Consider the following 18,861-nt stretch of genomic DNA (forward strand, 5'->3'; position numbering starts at 1 on the left):
CAACTTTTGCTTTATTTCGCATAGATTGAATTTCTTTAAATTAAAGGATAACCATGCTTAGGTCTTTATGGTCTGGTGTCAATGGGATGCAAGCCCACCAAATCGCTTTGGATATTGAGAGTAACAATATTGCGAACGTGAATACCACTGGTTTTAAGTATTCTAGGGCTTCTTTTGTGGATATGCTCTCTCAAGTCAAACTCATCGCTACCGCGCCCTATAAAAACGGGTTAGCAGGGCAGAATGACTTTTCTGTGGGGCTTGGGGTAGGCGTGGATGCGACGACTAAAATCTTTTCGCAAGGCAATATCCAAAACACGGATGTCAAAACCGATCTAGCGATTCAAGGCGATGGCTTTTTTATCATTAGCCCTGATAGGGGGATCACGCGCAATTTCACCAGAGATGGGGAGTTCCTTTTTGACTCGCAAGGGAGTTTGGTTACCACCGGCGGGCTTGTGGTGCAAGGGTGGGTGAGAAATGGGAGCGATACCGGCAATAAAGGGAGCGATACGGACGCCTTAAAAGTGGATAACACCGGCCCTTTAGAAAACATTAGAATTGATCCTGGAATGGTGATGCCAGCCAGAGCGAGTAACCGCATTTCTATGAGGGCGAATTTAAACGCTGGAAGGCATGCCGATCAAACAGCGGCGATATTTGCTTTGGATTCTTCAGCCAAAACCCCTTCAGATGGCATTAATCCGGTGTATGATTCAGGAACGAATCTTGCTCAAGTCGCCGAGGACATGGGATCTTTATATAATGAAGATGGCGACGCTCTTTTATTGAATGAAAACCAAGGGATTTGGGTGAGCTATAAGAGCGCGAAAATGGTCAAAGACATCCTCCCTTCTGCAGAAAACAGCACGCTTGAGTTGAATGGGGTTAAGATTTCTTTCACGAACGATTCAGCGGTGAGCCGGACTTCAAGCTTAGTGGCGGCTAAAAATGCGATCAATGCGGTTAAAAGCCAAACAGGGATTGAAGCTTATTTGGACGGCAAGCAATTGCGTTTGGAAAACACCAATGAATTAGACGGCGATGAAAAGCTTAAAAACATTGTGGTCACTCAAGCCGGGACCGGGGCGTTCGCTAACTTTTTAGACGGCGATAAAGATGTAACGGCTTTCAAATATAGTTATACGCATTCTATCAGCCCTAATGCGGATATTGGGCAGTTTAGGACCACTGAAGACTTGCGTGCATTAATCCAGCATGACGCTAATATCGTTAAAGATCCTAGTTTAGCGGACAATTACCAGGACTCAGCGGCTTCTATAGGGGTTACAATCAACCAATACGGCATGTTTGAAATCAATAATAAAGACAATAAAAATGTCATTAAAGAAAATCTTAATATCTTTGTGAGCGGGTATTCTTCAGACAGCGTAACGAACAATGTTTTGTTTAAAAACGCCATGAAAGGGCTTAATACCGCTTCTTTGATTGAAGGGGGAGCGTCAGCGAGCAGTTCTAAATTCACCCACGCTACGCATGCGACAAGCATTGATGTGATAGACAGCTTAGGCACTAAACACGCCATGCGCATTGAGTTTTATAGGAGTGGGGGAGCGGAATGGAATTTTAGAGTGATCGTGCCTGAGCCTGGGGAATTAGTAGGGGGGTCAGCGGCTAGGCCTAATGTGTTTGAAGGAGGCCGTTTGCATTTTAATAACGACGGATCGCTTGCAGGCATGAACCCGCCTCTTTTGCAATTTGACCCTAAAAATGGCGCTGATGCCCCCCAACGCATCAATTTAGCTTTTGGTTCCTCAGGGAGTTTTGATGGATTGACAAGCGTGGATAAGATTTCTGAAACTTATGCGATTGAGCAAAACGGCTATCAGGCGGGCGATTTGATGGATGTCCGCTTTGATTCAGACGGGGTGCTTTTAGGAGCGTTCAGTAATGGCAGGACTTTAGCGCTCGCTCAAGTGGCTTTAGCGAATTTCGCTAACGATGCGGGCTTGCAGGCTTTGGGCGGGAATGTCTTTTCTCAAACCGGAAACTCAGGGCAAGCCTTAATCGGTGCGGCTAATACGGGGCGCAGGGGTTCAATTTCAGGATCTAAACTAGAGTCTAGTAATGTGGATTTGAGCCGGAGTTTAACGAATTTGATTGTGGTTCAAAGGGGGTTTCAAGCGAACTCTAAAGCGGTAACCACATCCGATCAAATCCTTAACACCCTATTGAATCTTAAGCAATAAACTAAAAGATTACTCTAATACAATATAATAGGGGCTAATTTAAAGATTAAGGTTTAGTATGCATGAATACTCGGTCGTTTCTTCTTTAATCGCTCTTTGCGAAGAGCATGCGAAGAAAAATCAAGCCCATAAGATTGAAAGAGTTGTGGTCGGTATTGGTGAAAGAAGCGCTATGGATAAGAGCTTGTTTGTGAGTGCATTTGAGACTTTTAGAGAAGAATCTTTGGTGTGTAAAGACGCTATTTTAGACATTGTAGATGAAAAGGTTGAATTGGAATGCAAGGATTGTTCGCATGTTTTTAAGCCTAACGCCCTAGATTATGGGGTGTGTGAGAAATGCCACAGCAAGAATGTCATTATCACTCAAGGCAATGAAATGCGTTTGTTGTCTTTAGAAATGTTAGCGGAATAAAAACCGATGCAAGATGAATTGAACGCTTACCAGCAAGAAATTGAAGACACTAGAGAGGTTTTAAAAAAAATCCGTTTGGAATTGAAACAAGTCCAAGAAATCTTGCGTAAGAAAAAGAGCGCTTTAAAAGGTTTGAAGCAAGAAATCTATCAAAAAAAATCAGAAAAAGAAAACTCCCGCTCAAACAAAGAAACGCAAAATACACAAGAGGATGTGATTTTCCCTAAAGCCCTTGAAGAAGTGGAGGTTTACACTAAGGACAATCAGGTTATCATGGCAAAACCAAGCAAGCGCGTGTTTGGTGAAGGGATTTATTTGCAATACCGTAGCGTTTTGCGCGAAAACAGGCTTTTAAAAAACCATCTCTCTAAAAAAGATTTTGAAAATTCGTTGCTCAAAATTGAATTGAGGGATTTGCATAAAGAAATCAAGCTCTATCAAGTCCAAAACCTTTTGAAAGACAAATAATGCCCACGATTTTAGTGAGCGCTTTAGAAGCGAGTTCTAATATTCATTTAGAGGAATTACGCCACAATTTGCCTAAAGATTATCGTTTCATTGGCGTGTTTGAAGGGAAAAACGCGCTCTATAGCCCTAGAGAATTTTCCATCATGGGTTTTAGAGATGTGATAGGCCGTTTGGGGTTTTTACTCAAAGCCCATAAAGAAATGGTCCAATTAGCCAAACAAGCGGATATGGTGCTTTTAATGGATTCTTCTTCTTTCAATATCCCCCTAGCCAAAAAAATCAAAAAACAAGACCCGCATAAAAAAATCATGTATTATATTTTACCGCAAGTTTGGGCATGGAAAAAATGGCGTGCTAAAAGCCTTGAAAAATACTGCGACTTTTTGGGGGCGATTTTGCCTTTTGAAGTGGGCTATTACCAAAAAAAAGCCCAATATGTGGGACACCCTTTACTAGATGAAATTAAATATTATAAAAAAGATATTAAGGGCGAAACTCTGGTGTTTATGCCAGGGAGTCGAAAAAGCGAAATCGCTAAAATGTTCCCTTTGTTTGTCAAAGCGGCTCAAATTTTAGAACAAAACGAAGGGTTTAAAAGGCGTGTGTTAGTCGTGCCGAGTTTCTTTAAGGGGTTGGATTTGAAAGCCCTTTATGGAGAAGATATTAAACTATTTGAAATTTCTTATGATGCGCATAAGAGTTTGTTTGAAGCGGAGTTTGCGTTCATTTGCAGCGGCACAGCGACTTTAGAGGCCGCTTTGATTGGCACGCCTTTTGTGTTAGCGTATAGGGCTAAAACGATGGATTTTTTGATCGCTAGAATGTTGGTCAATTTGCATTACATAGGTTTAGCGAATATCTTTTATAACGCCTTAAATGATGAGACTCCAGGGCTTGGGGAGAGCCAATTACACCCGGAATTGATCCAGCATTTTTTGAGCGTAGAGGGTTTGTTAAAAGCGTATAAAGAAATGGACAGAGAACGCTATTTTAAAGAAAGTTTGAGATTAAGGGAATATTTAGCCAGTGGGAGCACGAGAAAAGTCGCTAATGAAATGGCTTTTTTGCTGAATTTAACTTAATTTTTACTATAATCTCTACTGAATAAGCTTAGGAGATTAAATGAATAAAGAACCTATGAGCATGCATGGATACAATAAAATTTGTGCGGAATTAAAGCAATTAAAAGAGGTGGAACGGCCTAATATTGTGAAAGAAATTGATATTGCTAGAGGGCATGGGGACTTGAAAGAAAACGCTGAATACCATGCCGCTAAAGAAAAACAACGCTTCATTGAAGCGAGAATCGTGGATTTAAGCGAAATTGTCGCTAACGCTCAAGTGATTGATCCGAGCGCTTTAGCCCATAATAAAGTGAGTTTTGGCAGCACGATTAAAATCCTTAATTTGGATAACGATAAAGAGTTTTCTTACACGATAGTAGGGAGTGTGGAGAGCGATCCGGCTAAAGGGTTGATCTCTTTTGGTTCGCCGATCGCTAAGAGTTTGATCGGTAAGAGCAAGGGCGATATGGTGAGCATTCAATTACCCAATGGCGAGAGCGATTTTGAAATTTTAGACATTTATTATAAAGAGATTTGTTTTGATGAAAATTAAAATCCAAAAAATCCACCCAAACGCCCTTATCCCTAAATACCAAACCGAGGGTTCTTCAGGTTTTGATTTGCATGCTGTAGAAGAAGTAACGATCAAATCTCATAGCGTGGGGTTGGTGAAAATAGGGATTTGTTTGTCTTTAGAAGTGGGGTATGAATTGCAGGTGCGCACCCGTAGCGGCTTGGCTTTGAATCATCAGGTGATGGTGTTAAATTCCCCTGGCACGGTGGATAATGATTATAGGGGCGAAATTAAGGTGATTTTAGCGAATTTGAGCGATAAAGATTTTAAAGTTCAAGTAGGGGATAGGATTGCTCAAGGGGTGGTTCAAAAAACTTATAAAGCCGAATTTATAGAATGCGAGCAATTAGATGAAACTTCAAGGGGGAGCGGGGGGTTTGGCAGCACGGGAGTGAGCAAGGCATGAGTATTAAGGAAAATTTAGAGCAGGTTAAAAGCGAATTTAAAAGCGATGAAAAGCTTTTAGAGGGGGCGTTTAGATTAGAAAAGTTTTTCAAACGCTACAAATGGGTGTTATTGTTTATTATCGTGGCTTTTATCGCTTATTTAGGGGATACAAAATTACAAGATTATAAGCGTGAGCAAACTAAAGAGCGGATCACTCAAATTTATAACGAAGTTCTAGAGAGTCCTAATAATATAGCTTTGCAAAAAAGATTGAAAGAAGTCGCCCCAGAGTTGTATGATTTGTATCAATTCGCCAGAGCGAGTGAAAGAAACGATGCAAACGAGTTTAAAAAACTTTCGCAATCTTCTAATGAAATCGTTAAAACTTTTGCAGAGTATTCTTACGCATCGCTCTCTAGAGATAAAAACCTGCTTGAAAAAAGCCCCATTCTTAAAGAAATGAGCGCTTTACAAGAAGTGAATTTGTTGTATGGAGAAAATTCTAAAGACGCGATCAAAAAAGCGCATCAAATTTTATCCACTATCCCTCTAAGTTCTTCACTCTATGCTATAATTTCTGTTTTAAAACACTATGGAATGTTAGAATATATTCAGCAAAACCTTTCCAAACCAACCAATCTAAAGAAAGAAACTATTCAAGGAACGCATTGATTTGATGAATAAACCATTTTTAATCTCACTCATAGCCCTAATTGTCTTTAGCGGCTGTAACATGAAAAAATACTTCAAACCCGCTAAACACCAAGTTAAAGGCGAAGCGTATTTCCCTAACCATTTGCAAGAAAGTATCGTTTCATCCAATCGTTATGGAGCCATTTTGAAAAATGGGGCGGTTATAGGCGATAAAGGTTTAACGCAGCTAAGAATCGGTAAGAATTTCAATTATGAAAGCAGTTTTTTAAATGAGAGTCAGGGGTTTTTCATCCTTGCGCAAGATTGTTTGAACAAGATTGATAAAAAAACAAGCAAAAGAAAGGTGGCTAAGACTGAAGAAACGGAATTGAAATTAAAGGGCGTTGAAGCGGAAGTCCAAGATAAAGTCTGTCATCAAGTGGAATTGATTAGCAATAACCCTAACGCCAGCCAACAATCCATCATCATTCCTTTGGAAACTTTTGCCTTGAGCGCGAGCGTTAAAGGGAATCTTTTAGCGGTGGTGTTAGCGGACAATTCAGCGAATTTATACGACATCACTTCTCAAAAATTGCTTTTTAGCGAAAAAGGTTCCCCAAGCACCACGATCAATTCTTTAATGGCGATGCCTATTTTTATGGATACGGTCGTGGTGTTCCCTATGCTAGATGGGCGCTTGTTGGTCGTGGATTATGTGCATGGAAACCCTACGCCTATTAGAAACATTGTTATCAGCAGCGATAAGTTTTTTAACAATATCACTTACCTTATCGTAGATGGCAATAACATGATCGCTTCTACAGGGAAACGCATCCTTTCAGTGGTGAGCGGTCAAGAGTTCAACTATGATGGGGATATTGTGGATTTGCTTTATGATAAGGGGACTTTATATGTGCTCACGCTAGACGGGCAGATTTTGCAAATGGATAAGAGTTTGAGGGAATTAAACAGCGTGAAACTGCCCTTTGCTTCGCTCAATACCATTGTATTAAACCATAATAAATTGTATTCTTTAGAAAAGCGTGGGTATGTGATAGAGGTGGATTTGAATGATTTTGATTCATATAATGTTTATAAAACGCCAACTATAGGCAGTTTTAAGTTTTTTTCATCTAATCGTTTGGATAAAGGGGTGTTTTATGATAAAAATCGGGTGTATTATGATCGTTACTATTTAGATTATAATGATTTTAAACCAAAACTTTATCCCGTTGTGGAAAAATCGGCATCTAAAAAATCTCAAAAAGGCGAAAAAGGGAACGCTCCTATTTATTTGCAAGAAAGGCATAAAGCTAAAGAAAAGCCTTTAGAAGAAAACAAAGTTAAGCCAAGAAATAGCGGGTTTGAAGAAGAAGAAGTTAAAACCAGAAGGCGCGATATGGAGCCTATTAACAATCAAAATAACGCTATCCAAAAAGGCATGAAAGAAAATCAAGAAAACAAAAACGCTCCTGCTTCAAAAGAGAGTAACGAAAAAGGCGCAGAAAACGCTCCTATTTCAAAAGAGAATAACGCTTTTAAAGAAGTGCCAAAACTCAGCCCTAAAGAAGAAAAACGCCGCTTGAAAGAAGAAAAGAAAAAAGCCAAAGCCGAACAAAGAGCGAGAGAATTTGAGCAAAGAGCGAGAGAGCATCAAGAAAGAGATGAAAAAGAGCTTGAAGAAAGAAGAAAAGCTTTAGAAATGAATAAGAAGTGAGTCTATGCCAGCTAGGCAATCTTTTACAGATTTGAAAAACCTGGTTTTGTGCGATATAGGCAATACGCGCATCCATTTCGCGCAAAACTATCAGCTCTTTTCAAGCGCTAAAGAAGATTTAAAGCGTTTGGGTATTCAAAAGGAAATTTTTTACATTAGCGTGAATGAAGAAAATGAAAAAGCCCTTTTGAATTGTTACCCTAACGCTAAAAATATTGCAGGATTTTTTCATTTAGAAACCGACTATGTAGGGCTTGGGATAGACCGGCAAATGGCGTGTTTAGCGGTGGCTAATGGGGTTATAGTGGATGCGGGGAGCGCGATTACGATTGATTTAATTAAAGAGGGCAAGCATTTAGGAGGGTGTATTTTACCCGGTTTAGCCCAATATACCCATGCGTATAAAAAAAGCGCTAAAATTTTAGAGCAACCTTTCAAGGCTTTGGATTCTTTAGAAGTTTTACCTAAAAACACCAGAGACGCTGTGAATTACGGCATGGTTTTGAGCGTCATCTCTTGTATCCAGCATTTAGCCAAAGATCAAAAAATCTATCTTTGTGGGGGCGATGCGAAGTATTTGAGCGCGTTTTTACCCCATTCTGTTTGCAAGGAGCGTTTGGTTTTTGACGGGATGGAAATCGCTCTTAAAAAAGCAGGGATACTAGAATGCAAATGATGCAGAATTTGAGTTTTTTGGGCATGTTTTTAGCCGCTTTGAGCATGTCTTTAGGGCATTGTGTGGGCATGTGTGGGGGGATTGTGAGTGCGTTTAGTCAAATAAGATTTTCTAAAGTTACAAGCTTTTCTTACCAGCTCACTTGCCATGCCCTTTATAATGTGGGGAGGATCAGCACTTACATGCTCTTAGGGGCTATAGTGGCGGGTTTAGGGCGTAGTCTTAGCGTGAACATGGGTTTTAGGGGTGTTTTATTGATGAGCATGGGAGTTGTTTTAATCCTTTTAGCGCTCTTGGGATCTAAAGCGGAAAAATTAAGCTTTCAAATCCCTTTCATCTCTTTTTTGATGAAAAAAACCTTGCAATCTCAAAACATTTTAGGGCTGTATTTTTTAGGTGTGTTGAATGGATTTTTACCTTGCATGATGGTGTATTCGTTTTTAGCGAGCGTGATTCTCAGTCATAGTGCGTTTATGGGAGCGATGCTAGGCCTTTCTTTTGGGCTTGGCACTAGCGTGCCGTTGTTTTTAATGGGGATTTTTTTAAGCAAAATTTCCGTTTCTTACAGGAAATTTTTTAATCTTTTGTCTAAAGGTTTAATGGGGGTTTTTGGGCTTTATGTCCTTTATATGGGGATCATGCTCATTAGCCACAAAATGCCTCATGCGATGCATCATCAAAACAGCACCACTCAGCATGATCATAAAGGAGTGCATTCGCATGAACACTAACAAAGCCCTTTTTTTGGACAGAGACGGCATTATCAATATTGACAAAGGTTATGTGAGTCAAAAAGAAGATTTTGAGTTTCAAAAAGGGATTTTTGAATTGCTAAAGCATGCGAAATCTTTAGGCTACAAACTGCTTTTAATCACTAACCAATCTGGGATCAATCGGGGCTATTACACCCTTAAAGATTTTGAACAACTCACTGAATACCTCCAAGAAAGCTTGCTTAAAGAATTAGGTTTTAACTTAGATGGCGTCTATTTTTGCAGGCACGCCCCAGAAGAAAATTGCGCTTGCAGGAAGCCAAAGCCCTTTTTGATTTTGCAAGCCGCTAAAGAGCATCAAATTTGCTTGGAGCGATCTTTTATGATAGGCGATAAGGAGAGCGACATGTTAGCCGGCTTGAACGCTAAAGTTAAAAATAACCTTTTATTGACTACAAATTTTTTAAAAACTCCTCATTCTTGGATACAATGTAAAAATCTTAAAGAGATGATTGATTGGATTAAATAAGGATAGTAATGCGTTATATTGATGATGGATTAGAAAATCAAACGATTTTAATCACCGGTGGGGCTGGCTTTGTAGGCAGTAATCTGGCCTTTTATTTTCAAGAGAACCACCCTAAAGCTAAAGTAATCATTTTGGATAAGTTTCGCAGTAACACGCTTTTCAGTAATAACCGCCCCAGTTCTTTAGGGCATTTTAAGAATTTAATCGGTTTTAAGGGCGAAGTGATCATAGCTGATATTAATAATCCCTTAGATTTAAGGCGTTTAGAAAAGTTGCATTTTGATTATTTGTTCCACCAAGCCGCTGTTTCTGATACGACCATGCTCAATCAAGAATTAGTGATGAAAACCAATTATCAGGCTTTTTTAAACCTTTTAGAAATCGCTCGCCCCAAAAAAGCTAAAGTGATTTACGCTTCTTCAGCGGGCGTTTATGGCAACACCAAAGCCCCCAATGTGGTAGGCTCAAACGAAAGCCCTGAAAACGTTTATGGCTTTTCCAAGCTTTGCATGGACGAATTTGTCCGATTCCATTCAAGCGATAACGTTGTGGGCTTAAGGTATTTCAATGTCTATGGGCCTAGGGAATTTTATAAAGAAAAAACCGCTTCTATGGTTTTGCAGCTCGCTTTAAGCGCAATGGCGTTTAAGGAAGTCAAGCTCTTTGAATTTGGCGAGCAATTAAGGGATTTTGTCTATATTGAAGACGTGATCCAAGCGAATGTGAAAGCGATGAAGGCTCAAAAAAGCGGGGTTTATAATGTGGGTTATTCCCAAGCCAGAAGTTATAATGAAATCGTTAGCATTTTAAAAGAGCATTTAGGGGATTTTAAAGTGAGTTATATCAAAAACCCTTACGCTTTTTTCCAAAAGCACACCCAAGCGCATATTGAGCCTGCTATTTTGGATTTAGATTACACCCCTTTATACGATTTAGAAAGTGGCATTAAAGATTATTTGCCCCATATCCATGCGATTTTTAAAGGACAGCGCGCATGAAAAAAATCTTAGTCATAGGCGATCTGATCGCTGATTATTATTTGTGGGGGAAGAGCGAACGCCTTTCTCCTGAAGCCCCTGTGCCTGTTTTAGAAGTCAAAAAAGAGAGCAAGAATTTAGGCGGAGCGGCCAATGTGGCTAATAACCTTATCTCTTTAAAAGCTAAAGTCTTTTTATGTGGGGTAGTGGGCGATGATTTAGAGGGCAAGCATTTTATTAGCGCTTTAAAAGCAAGAGGGATTGACGCTTCAGGCGTCTTAATAGATAAAACCCGTTGCACCACGCTTAAAACGCGCATTATCGCGCAAAACCAGCAAATCGCGCGCGTGGATAAGGAAATCAAAGACCCCTTAAGTGCTGATTTAAGAAAGAATCTTTTAGATTTTATCACAGAAAAAATCCAAGAAATAGACGGCACGATCCTTTCAGATTACAATAAGGGCGTGTTGGATTTTGAACTCACTCAAACTATCATCACTCTGGCCAACCAACACCACAAGCTCATTTTATGCGACCCTAAAGGGAAAGATTATAGCAAATATTCCCATGCGAGTTTGATCACGCCTAATCGCGCTGAATTAGAGCAAGCGCTCCATTTGAAGTTAGACAGCCATGCGAATTTATCAAAAGCACTCCAAATCTTAAAAGAAACTTATCAAATCGCTATGCCTTTAGTCACTTTGAGCGAACAAGGCATCGCTTTTTTAGAAAAAAACGAGTTAGTCAATTGCCCCACTATCGCTAAAGAAGTTTATGATGTCACGGGAGCAGGCGATACGGTGATAGCGTCTTTAACGCTCTCTTTATTAGAATCGATGAGCCTAAAAGATGCTTGCGAGTTTGCCAATGCGGCTGCGGCGGTGGTGGTGGGTAAAATGGGGAGCGCGTTAGCGAGTTTAGAAGAAATCGCTTTGATTTTAAACCAAACGCACCCCAAAATCCTCCCTTTAGAAAAGCTGTTAGAAACTTTAGAACACCATCAGCAAAAAATCGTTTTCACCAATGGCTGTTTTGATCTCCTCCATAAAGGGCATGCGAGTTATTTGCAAAAGGCTAAAGCTTTAGGGGATATTCTCATTGTGGGGTTAAATAGCGATAATTCCATTAAAAGGCTTAAGGGGGATAAACGCCCCATAGTGAGCGAAAAAGACAGAGCGTTTCTTTTAGCGAGTTTGTCTTGCGTGGATTATGTTGTGGTGTTTGAAGAAGACACGCCAATTAAATTAATTCAAGCCCTAAAGCCTGATATTTTAGTCAAGGGAGCGGACTATCTCAATAAAGAAGTCATAGGGAGCGAGTTTGCTAAAGAAACCCATTTGATGGAGTTTGGAGAAGGTTATTCCACAAGCGCTATCATAGAAAAAATTAAAAGGACATGCAGTGATTGATGATTTGATTCAAAAAGAATTTTTAGCCCATAAGGAAGCGTTAGAAAAAAGTTTAGAAAGTTTGCAAGAAGCGTTAAAACAAAGTGTTCATCTTTTGACAGAAACTTTAGAAAATCAAGGGAAAATCCTTATTTGCGGTAACGGGGGGAGTGCGAGCGACGCGCAGCATTTTGCCGCTGAATTGACCGGGCGCTATAAATTAGAAAGGAAAGGCTTGAGCGCGATAAGCCTTAATACCGATACCTCAGCCCTTACCGCCATTGCGAACGATTATGGTTATGAAGAAGTGTTTGCCAGACAAGTGGAAGCGTTGGGGGTAAAAAACGATGTTTTGATAGGGATTTCTACAAGCGGTAATTCCAAAAATGTCCTAAAAGCTTATGAAAAAGCCAAAGATTTAGGGATGAAAACGCTTAGTTTAGCGGGGCGTGATGGGGGGAAAATGAAGCCTTTAAGCGATATGGCTTTGATTGTCCCTAGCGATGATACCCCACGAATCCAAGAAATGCACATTCTTATGATCCACATTTTATGCGATTGCATTGAAAGGCATTTCGCTCATAAAAATTAGCCCTAATTTTGGATTTCTTTAGATCGTGTCCCCATTGAAAATTGAATTTTTCACAATGACATAATCCACTTTCCGGATCGCTTCAAGATCTCTCCCACCTGCATAGGAGATTGAAGATTGCAAATCTTGTTGCATTTCAATCAGCGTGTCTTTTAGTGATCCTTTATGTTGGATCCAAATTTTCTTACCTTCTATATTTTTCTTTTCACCTTTTTGAAACTCTGATGCCGAACCGAAATATTCTTTGTATGCGATACCATTTTCTATTTTTGTTTCTCCAGATGATTCTTCATGCCCTGCAAAAAGCGAGCCAATCATCACCATTGTCGCGCCAAAGCGTATGGATTTTGCAATATCCCCATGCACGCGAATGCCGCCATCTGCAATAATGGGTTTTCTTGCTGCTTTGGCGCACCACCTAAGAGCTGCCAGTTGCCAACCACCCGTGCCAAAGCCTGTTTTGATTTTAGTGATACACACCTTCCCAGGCCCGATGCCAACTTTTGTAGCGTCAGCACCAGCGTTCTCTAATTCACGGACCGCTTCTGGCGTGCCAACATTCCCGGCAATCACAAAAGTTTCTGGCAAATGCGTTTTGATGTGTTGGATCATTTCAATGACAGAATTTGAATGGCCATGCGCAATATCGATTGTGATATAGTCTGGTGCTAATCCTTGTTTGGCTAATTCTTCTATAAAAAGATATTCTTCCTTTTTCACCCCAACACTGATTGAACTAATCCATTGGCGTTTTTTCATTTTTTTGACAAACGGGATTCTTGTCGATCCATTAAAGCGGTGCATGATGTAGAAATAGCCATTTTCTGCTAGAAATTCTGCGATCGATTCGTTGATGATTGTTTGCATGTTGGCCGGGACTATAGGCATTTTAAATGCGTGTTTGCCTAGAATAACGGTCGTATCGCACTCTGAACGGCTATTCACGATGCATTTATTAGGAATGAGTTGGACATCTTCGTAATCAAATACTTTCAATGACTTGATCCTTTTTTGCTTTGAAACATTATTTTTACCTTAATTTGAATAAAAAATCAAGAGAAAATGATACAGGCTCGATCAAATTTTGGGCGTCAAAGGCCTTATGAATAACCATAATAAGCAAGGGTTACAATATTGTAAAGAAAACGCTACAATAAACTTTCTCTAATCACAAAAAATAAGGAAATCATAAGATGCTGCAAACCATCAACTTAACGCAACGCTATGCGACTAAAAAATTGTTTGAAAACGTGAATATCAAGCTGGATAAAAACAAACGCTACGGGCTGATTGGGGCTAATGGGGCAGGGAAGTCCACTTTTTTAAAGATTTTAAGCAAGAGTATTGATTGTAGCAGTGGGGAAGTCATCATCACAAGTGGGATGAAAATGGGGGTTTTAGGGCAGGATCAATACGCTTTTGAAGATTTGAGCCTTAAAGATGCGGTTTTGATAGGCAATAAGCGTTTGTATGACGCTATCAAAGAAAAAGAGCGCTTATACACCGAAGGCGATTTGAGCGATGATAAAGTGAATGCGAGATTAGGGGAGTTAGAAACCATTTGCGTGGAAGAAGATCCCATGTATGAATGCGAGGTGGCGATTGAAAAAATCCTAGAAGATTTAGGCATTCCTAGCTCTAGGCACAACGATTTGATGAAAACCTTGCCAAGCAGCGATAAATTTAAAATCCTTCTCGCTCAAGTCTTATTCCCTAAACCGGATATTTTGCTGTTAGATGAGCCTACGAACAACCTGGATTTAAACGCCATTGAATGGCTAGAAAACAACCTCAAACGCCATGAAGGCACGATGGTAGTCATTAGCCATGACAGGCATTTTTTAAATGCGGTATGCACGCATATTTTGGATTTGGATTTTCACAGCGTGCGCGAATTCAGCGGGAATTATGACGATTGGTATATCGCTTCTACCTTGATCGCTAAACAGCAAGAGGCCGAACGCAATAAAAAACTCAAAGAAAAAGAAGAGCTAGAAAAATTTATCGCTCGTTTTAGCGCTAACGCTTCTAAAGCCAAGCAAGCCACAAGCCGCCAAAAACAATTGGATAAATTAGACATTCAAAGTTTAGCGGTATCTAGTAGGAGGGATCCTAGCATTATTTTTAAACCCAAACGCACCATTGGTAATGAAGCTTTAGAGTGCGAAAACATCTCTAAAAGTTATGATGGGCAAATTGTTTTAAATCAAGTGAGCTTGAAAGTGATGCCTAAAGATAAGATCGCTCTCATAGGGCCAAACGGCGTGGGTAAATCCACGCTTTGTAAAATTTTAGTAGAAGAGTTAAAGCCGGATAAGGGCGTGGTGAAATGGGGAGCGACCGTTTCAAAAGGCTATTTCCCTCAAAACGTGAGCGAAGAAATTAGTGGCGAAGAAACCTTGTATCAATGGCTTTTTAATTTCAATAAAAAGATTGAAAGCGCCGAGGTGAGAAACGCTTTAGGGAGGATGCTTTTTAATGGCGAAGAGCAAGAAAAGTGCGTGAACGCTTTAAGCGGAGGCGAAAAACACCGAATGGTTTTATCCAAGCTCATGTTAGAGGGGGGGAATTTTTTAGTCTTAGATGAGCCAACCAACCACCTAGATTTAGAAGCGATTATCGCACTAGGTGAAGCGCTCTTTAAATTTGATGGGGCAGTGATTTGCATAAGCCATGACAGAGAGCTCATTGATGCGTATGCGAACCGGATCATTGAATTAGTCCCAAGCCCTAAAGGCGCTTCAATCATTGATTTTAAAGGCAGTTATGAAGAGTATTTAGCGAGCAAAAAATGAAACCGCAAGACGTTGAAATCGTTCAAAGCGTTTTAGAGATCACAGGGCCGATTAGCCCTACTGAAGTGTATGATAAAGCCAAAGAGCTTTTTGAAAAAGGCGAGATTACAAACATGTTTGATTATGGGGGCAATACTCCAGATAGAAGCGTTAGCGCTTCTATTTATACAGCCTTAAACAAGGGCGAAGAACTGCCTTTTTTTAAGGTGCAAGAAAAGCCAGCTTTAATCGCTTTAAAAAGTGCGATGAATGAGCCGGTTTTGAATACTCAAAAGCCAAGCGCTCCAAGCGTTAAAATCGTGCATAATAAAATCGCGCATGAAAGGGATTTGCACCCCTTTTTAACTTACATGGCTTTTCATAATGAAAATTTGAAATGCTACACGAAAACCATTTTTCATGAAGAGAGTTCAAAATCGCCAAAAGGCATGGACAGGTGGCTTTATCCAGACATGGTGGGGGTTAGGTTTTTGCATGCTGAATTGTCTAATGAAAATTTAATCGCTTTTTCTAAGAAATTTGACACTTTACCCGTTAAACTGGTGAGCTTTGAATTGAAAAAAGAAATCAGCGTGAATAATTGCAGGGAGTGTTATTTTCAAGCGATTTCTAACAGCTCGTGGGCTAATGAGGGGTATTTAGTGGGCCATCATATTGATACGCATAACCCCCAACTCATGGATTTGTTGAAGCGTTTGCATGCGAGTTTTGGGATTGGCGTGATTGATTTAAGAACTGATGAGGATAAAAGCGCTATTTTATTGAACGCTAAATACAAAGAAAAAATTGATTACACTATGGCTCAAGAGCTTAGCGAGAAAAATCCAAAATTCAGCGGTTTTTTAAAGAGCGTTGTGGATTATGACCCAAACCACCAACACCGCTATAAAGATGAATTTGATGAGGTTAAAAAGAAAGAGGAGCTATACCCTAACTCATAAACTTTCTTTTTAAAAAATGAGATTTTAAAAAACGCTTCAAGCGTTTTTGTAAAAAATAGCAAAGAGCTTGATTTTAATCAAGCGATAGCTTATTGAAAAAGCGGTCTTGGGGGTTAGGGGGTTTCTTAAGGTGGTTAAGGGGGTATTATCGCAAAATACCCCCTATCCCCTTAAGAGAATGAGTTTTATCAAAAAATAGAATTCTAAAAATTTTAGTTGTCAGTGTTTGGTTAAATAAAGCCTTTATTGATCATAAGGGCGTTTCAAAAACCCCAAATAAAGCGCTAAAGAGCAGCACGACCAAGCAATCCCTAATAAAAACCCTCCTAAAACATCGCTAGGGTAATGCACCCCTAAATAAACCCTATCATACGACATTAAAACAATCCAAAAAAGCAAGATAATAGCGCCAATAGTTTTGGTGCGATTGTTGGCGTTAGAATAGCATAACAACAACGCCAAAGAGCCATAAAAAAGCGCTGAAGCCAAAGCATGCCCGCTGGGGAAACTAAAGCCATGCGCGAAAACCAATTCGCCATTGGTTGCAGGCCGTGGGCGTGCCACTAAAAGCTTAAGGGATTTTAAGGTGAATTCACCCAATAAGATGCTAAAGAAAAACCACACCCCCAAGGCGATGCGTTTTTGAAACCCAAACCACAAGCCAATGAGTAGGGCTATAGGAGTGGTGAGCTTGCTTTGTGCAAACCATGTGCTAAAAAACACGAAAGAAAGCCACGCACTCCCTTGAATGGGGGCAGGGTTACGGATCAAATCTATAAAAAACAAATCCAATTGTTGGATCCACTCTTGACGCAAAGCCACCCCGCTTATCACAATGCCAAACAAAATAAAAAAGATCACCCCAATAATCCCAAGCGTTTTAGCCGCTTTTTTTTCTCTCACGCTTATCGTTCTGTCAAATACCATTCAAACCCCTTTTAAAAAATGACTTTAAAAAAGGCGATTATAGCTTATTTACCCCACAAACGCACACAAAACGCAAGGAATAAAAAAATAATATTCTTTGATATAATGAAACCTTTAAAGGGTGTGCTAAAAACGCCAAACAAAACCGCCAATCAAAAAAACAAAAAAGGGGCTTATATCATGGAAAACAAAAACACTCAAGCGAATGAGAAAAACAACGAGCATGCATCTTCTTCATTAGAGCGCAACGAATTGCACAACACCATTTGGAAAGTGGCTAATGAATTGAGAGGCTCAGTGGATGGCTGGGATTTTAAGCAATACGTTTTAGGCATTCTTTTTTACCGCTACATTTCAGAAAACATGACTCATTACATCAATAAAGAAGAGCGAAAGCGCGATCCGAGTTTTGATTACGCTTCATTAAGCGATGAAGAGGCTGAGCGCGCAAGAGAACACCTGATTGAAGAAAAAGGCTTTTTCATCCCGCCAAGCGCTTTATTTTGTAACGTGTTAAAAAACGCACCCAATAACGAAGATCTCAATGTAACCCTACAAAATATTTTTAACGAAATAGAAAAATCCAGCCTAGGCACTCCATCAGAAGAAAACGTCAAAGGCTTGTTTGCGGATTTAGATGTCAATAGCAATAAATTAGGGAGCTCTCATAAAACTAGGGTGGAAAAATTGACTAAAATCCTTCAAGCCATAGGGGGCATGCAATTAGGCGATTATTTAAAAAGCGGGATTGATGTTTTTGGCGACGCTTATGAATATTTAATGGCGATGTATGCGAGCAATGCCGGCAAAAGCGGAGGGGAATTTTTCACCCCCCAAGAAGTGAGCGAACTGCTCGCTAAAATCGCCCTGCACAACCAAGAGAGTATTAATAAAGTTTATGACCCATGCTGTGGGAGCGGGAGCTTACTCTTACAATTTTCTAAAGTGCTAAGCGATAAAAATGTTTCAAAAGGGTATTTTGGGCAAGAAATCAATTTGACCACTTACAACCTCTGCCGTATCAACATGTTTTTGCATGACATCAATTATTCTAAATTCCATATCGCGCTAGGAGACACGCTTTTAGACCCAAAGCATGAAGACGATGAGCCTTTTGATGCGATCGTTTCCAACCCTCCCTATTCCACTAAATGGATAGGCGATAGCAACCCCCTTTTAATCAATGATGAGCGCTTTAGCCCGGCCGGTGTGTTAGCGCCCAAAAACGCCGCCGATCTCGCTTTCACCATGCACATGCTTTCTTATTTATCCAATAGCGGCACTGCTGCGATCGTGGAATTTCCCGGGGTGCTTTATAGGGGGAATGCTGAAAGCAAAATCAGAGAATATTTAGTCAAAAATAATTTCATTGACTGCGTGATCGCTTTACCAGACAACCTCTTTTTTGGAACGAGTATCGCTACTTGTATTTTAGTGCTTAAGAAAAACAAACAAGACGACACCACGCTTTTTATTGATGCGAGTAAGGAATTTGTCAAAGAAGGCAAGAAAAACAAGCTCAAAGAACACAACCGAGAAAAGATTTTGCAAACCTATACTGAAAGGAAAACCATCAAGCATTTTTCCGCCCTAGCCACTATGGAGCAAATCAAAGAAAACGATTGCAACCTATCGGTGAATCGCTATGTGGAGCAAGAAGACACTAAAGAGATCATTGACATTAAAGCGCTCAATGGTGAGATTTCTCAAATCGTAGAAAAACAAAGCGCTTTAAGAAACAGCCTTGATCGTATCATCAAAGAGTTAGAAGAGGGGCAAAATGCATAAAATAGAGCGCTTGCTCCAAACCTTAGCGCCTAAGGGGGTGGAGTTTAAAACGCTTGAAGAGGTTTTTGAA

General features: G+C 40.0%; 19 protein-coding genes and 1 pseudogene. 18 read left to right on the forward strand and 2 right to left on the reverse strand.

All coding sequences use genetic code 11. From position 1 onward, the window contains the following. Positions 1 to 53: 53 nt before the first annotated feature. Genes flgE through gmhA form a run of 14 tightly spaced genes read left to right on the forward strand, consistent with a single transcriptional unit; the run spans position 54 to position 12,340 of the window. Positions 54 to 2,210, forward strand: coding sequence for a flagellar hook protein FlgE (gene flgE / locus EXS92_RS07360; protein WP_000946402.1), 2,157 nt, complete (start codon positions 54 to 56; stop codon positions 2,208 to 2,210). Positions 2,211 to 2,268: 58 nt separating this feature from the next. Next, on the forward strand, positions 2,269 to 2,622 hold the full coding sequence (gene hypA, locus EXS92_RS07365; RefSeq protein WP_000545280.1) for a hydrogenase/urease nickel incorporation protein HypA: 354 nt from the start codon (positions 2,269 to 2,271) through the stop codon (positions 2,620 to 2,622). A 6-nt stretch (positions 2,623 to 2,628) separates the two neighbouring features. Next, positions 2,629 to 3,090, forward strand: coding sequence for a nickel-binding protein Mua (mua, locus tag EXS92_RS07370; protein WP_165516033.1), 462 nt, complete (start codon positions 2,629 to 2,631; stop codon positions 3,088 to 3,090). Then, a complete protein-coding gene (gene lpxB / locus EXS92_RS07375; protein WP_165516034.1) occupies positions 3,090 to 4,172 on the forward strand; it encodes a lipid-A-disaccharide synthase in 1,083 nt (360 codons plus the stop codon). The genes mua and lpxB overlap by 1 nt, the downstream gene beginning before the upstream one ends. Before the next feature lie 40 nt (positions 4,173 to 4,212). After that, a complete protein-coding gene (greA, locus tag EXS92_RS07380; protein ID WP_001031339.1) occupies positions 4,213 to 4,707 on the forward strand; it encodes a transcription elongation factor GreA in 495 nt (164 codons plus the stop codon). Continuing rightward, positions 4,697 to 5,134: a dUTP diphosphatase gene (dut, locus tag EXS92_RS07385; protein ID WP_000694189.1), complete on the forward strand. Its 438-nt coding sequence runs from the start codon at positions 4,697 to 4,699 to the stop codon at positions 5,132 to 5,134. Before greA ends, dut begins: the two co-directional genes overlap by 11 nt. After that, positions 5,131 to 5,787: a hypothetical protein gene (locus EXS92_RS07390; RefSeq protein ID WP_165516035.1), complete on the forward strand. Its 657-nt coding sequence runs from the start codon at positions 5,131 to 5,133 to the stop codon at positions 5,785 to 5,787. The genes dut and EXS92_RS07390 overlap by 4 nt, the downstream gene beginning before the upstream one ends. A gap of 4 nt (positions 5,788 to 5,791) precedes the next feature. Further along, the gene (gene pgbB / locus EXS92_RS07395) at positions 5,792 to 7,465 is read left to right on the forward strand and encodes a plasminogen-binding protein PgbB (RefSeq protein WP_165516036.1); all 1,674 of its coding nucleotides are present in this window, start codon (positions 5,792 to 5,794) and stop codon (positions 7,463 to 7,465) included. 4 nt (positions 7,466 to 7,469) lie between these two features. Then, on the forward strand, positions 7,470 to 8,141 hold the full coding sequence (locus EXS92_RS07400; protein ID WP_165516037.1) for a type III pantothenate kinase: 672 nt from the start codon (positions 7,470 to 7,472) through the stop codon (positions 8,139 to 8,141). Then, positions 8,132 to 8,872, forward strand: coding sequence for a sulfite exporter TauE/SafE family protein (locus tag EXS92_RS07405; RefSeq protein ID WP_165516038.1), 741 nt, complete (start codon positions 8,132 to 8,134; stop codon positions 8,870 to 8,872). Before EXS92_RS07400 ends, EXS92_RS07405 begins: the two co-directional genes overlap by 10 nt. After that, positions 8,862 to 9,383, forward strand: a complete 522-nt coding sequence (gene gmhB, locus EXS92_RS07410; protein ID WP_165516039.1) for a D-glycero-beta-D-manno-heptose 1,7-bisphosphate 7-phosphatase — start codon at positions 8,862 to 8,864, stop codon at positions 9,381 to 9,383. The genes EXS92_RS07405 and gmhB overlap by 11 nt, the downstream gene beginning before the upstream one ends. A gap of 8 nt (positions 9,384 to 9,391) precedes the next feature. Next, positions 9,392 to 10,381 (forward strand): ADP-glyceromanno-heptose 6-epimerase, encoded by a 990-nt coding sequence (gene rfaD, locus EXS92_RS07415; protein WP_165516040.1) that lies wholly within the window; start codon positions 9,392 to 9,394, stop codon positions 10,379 to 10,381. Next, positions 10,378 to 11,769 carry a D-glycero-beta-D-manno-heptose-7-phosphate kinase gene (gene rfaE1 / locus EXS92_RS07420; protein WP_165516041.1) on the forward strand — a complete coding sequence of 464 codons (1,392 nt, stop codon included), beginning with the start codon at positions 10,378 to 10,380 and terminating at the stop codon, positions 11,767 to 11,769. The genes rfaD and rfaE1 overlap by 4 nt, the downstream gene beginning before the upstream one ends. Further along, entirely contained in the window at positions 11,762 to 12,340 is a 579-nt protein-coding gene (gene gmhA, locus EXS92_RS07425) for a D-sedoheptulose 7-phosphate isomerase (RefSeq protein WP_000564558.1), read from the forward strand. The genes rfaE1 and gmhA overlap by 8 nt, the downstream gene beginning before the upstream one ends. Before the next feature lie 18 nt (positions 12,341 to 12,358). On the opposite strand, the gene guaC is transcribed toward gmhA, so the two are convergent. Next, a complete protein-coding gene (guaC, locus tag EXS92_RS07430) occupies positions 12,359 to 13,336 on the reverse strand; it encodes a GMP reductase (protein WP_165516042.1) in 978 nt (325 codons plus the stop codon). A gap of 197 nt (positions 13,337 to 13,533) precedes the next feature. Between guaC and EXS92_RS07435 the strand changes: the two genes are divergently transcribed. Together EXS92_RS07435 and EXS92_RS07440 are read left to right on the forward strand one after the other, a co-directional pair. Then, positions 13,534 to 15,135: an ABC-F family ATP-binding cassette domain-containing protein gene (locus tag EXS92_RS07435; RefSeq protein ID WP_165516043.1), complete on the forward strand. Its 1,602-nt coding sequence runs from the start codon at positions 13,534 to 13,536 to the stop codon at positions 15,133 to 15,135. Continuing rightward, entirely contained in the window at positions 15,132 to 16,076 is a 945-nt protein-coding gene (locus EXS92_RS07440) for a COG2958 family protein (RefSeq protein ID WP_165516044.1), read from the forward strand. Before EXS92_RS07435 ends, EXS92_RS07440 begins: the two co-directional genes overlap by 4 nt. A gap of 243 nt (positions 16,077 to 16,319) precedes the next feature. On the opposite strand, the gene EXS92_RS07445 is transcribed toward EXS92_RS07440, so the two are convergent. Then, complete coding sequence (locus tag EXS92_RS07445; protein WP_165516045.1) at positions 16,320 to 17,003, reverse strand: phosphatase PAP2 family protein; 684 nt, start codon at positions 17,001 to 17,003, stop codon at positions 16,320 to 16,322. A 180-nt stretch (positions 17,004 to 17,183) separates the two neighbouring features. Between EXS92_RS07445 and EXS92_RS07450 the strand changes: the two genes are divergently transcribed. Both EXS92_RS07450 and EXS92_RS08200 read left to right on the forward strand, forming a co-directional pair. After that, positions 17,184 to 18,791 (forward strand): type I restriction-modification system subunit M, encoded by a 1,608-nt coding sequence (locus EXS92_RS07450; RefSeq protein WP_165516046.1) that lies wholly within the window; start codon positions 17,184 to 17,186, stop codon positions 18,789 to 18,791. Beyond that, positions 18,784 to 18,861 (forward strand): annotated as a pseudogene (locus tag EXS92_RS08200) (restriction endonuclease subunit S); the annotation flags it as partial. The gene EXS92_RS07450 and the pseudogene EXS92_RS08200, both read left to right, overlap by 8 nt.

Source organism: Helicobacter pylori (assembly GCF_011175115.1).
In the GTDB taxonomy this organism is placed as follows: Bacteria; Campylobacterota; Campylobacteria; order Campylobacterales; family Helicobacteraceae; genus Helicobacter; species Helicobacter pylori_DF.

Bases quoted from the DNA above. Each gene is read 5' to 3' on its own strand.
- flgE (WP_000946402.1), top strand. From the start codon at position 54: ATGCTTAGGTCTTTATGGTCTGGTGTCAATGGGATGCAAGCCCACCAA.
- hypA (WP_000545280.1), top strand. From the start codon at position 2,269: ATGCATGAATACTCGGTCGTTTCTTCTTTAATCGCTCTTTGCGAAGAG.
- mua (WP_165516033.1), top strand. From the start codon at position 2,629: ATGCAAGATGAATTGAACGCTTACCAGCAAGAAATTGAAGACACTAGA.
- lpxB (WP_165516034.1), top strand. From the start codon at position 3,090: ATGCCCACGATTTTAGTGAGCGCTTTAGAAGCGAGTTCTAATATTCAT.
- greA (WP_001031339.1), top strand. From the start codon at position 4,213: ATGAATAAAGAACCTATGAGCATGCATGGATACAATAAAATTTGTGCG.
- dut (WP_000694189.1), top strand. From the start codon at position 4,697: ATGAAAATTAAAATCCAAAAAATCCACCCAAACGCCCTTATCCCTAAA.
- EXS92_RS07390 (WP_165516035.1), top strand. From the start codon at position 5,131: ATGAGTATTAAGGAAAATTTAGAGCAGGTTAAAAGCGAATTTAAAAGC.
- pgbB (WP_165516036.1), top strand. From the start codon at position 5,792: ATGAATAAACCATTTTTAATCTCACTCATAGCCCTAATTGTCTTTAGC.
- EXS92_RS07400 (WP_165516037.1), top strand. From the start codon at position 7,470: ATGCCAGCTAGGCAATCTTTTACAGATTTGAAAAACCTGGTTTTGTGC.
- EXS92_RS07405 (WP_165516038.1), top strand. From the start codon at position 8,132: ATGCAAATGATGCAGAATTTGAGTTTTTTGGGCATGTTTTTAGCCGCT.
- gmhB (WP_165516039.1), top strand. From the start codon at position 8,862: ATGAACACTAACAAAGCCCTTTTTTTGGACAGAGACGGCATTATCAAT.
- rfaD (WP_165516040.1), top strand. From the start codon at position 9,392: ATGCGTTATATTGATGATGGATTAGAAAATCAAACGATTTTAATCACC.
- rfaE1 (WP_165516041.1), top strand. From the start codon at position 10,378: ATGAAAAAAATCTTAGTCATAGGCGATCTGATCGCTGATTATTATTTG.
- EXS92_RS07435 (WP_165516043.1), top strand. From the start codon at position 13,534: ATGCTGCAAACCATCAACTTAACGCAACGCTATGCGACTAAAAAATTG.
- EXS92_RS07440 (WP_165516044.1), top strand. From the start codon at position 15,132: ATGAAACCGCAAGACGTTGAAATCGTTCAAAGCGTTTTAGAGATCACA.
- EXS92_RS07445 (WP_165516045.1), bottom strand. From the start codon at position 17,003: ATGGTATTTGACAGAACGATAAGCGTGAGAGAAAAAAAAGCGGCTAAA.
- EXS92_RS07450 (WP_165516046.1), top strand. From the start codon at position 17,184: ATGGAAAACAAAAACACTCAAGCGAATGAGAAAAACAACGAGCATGCA.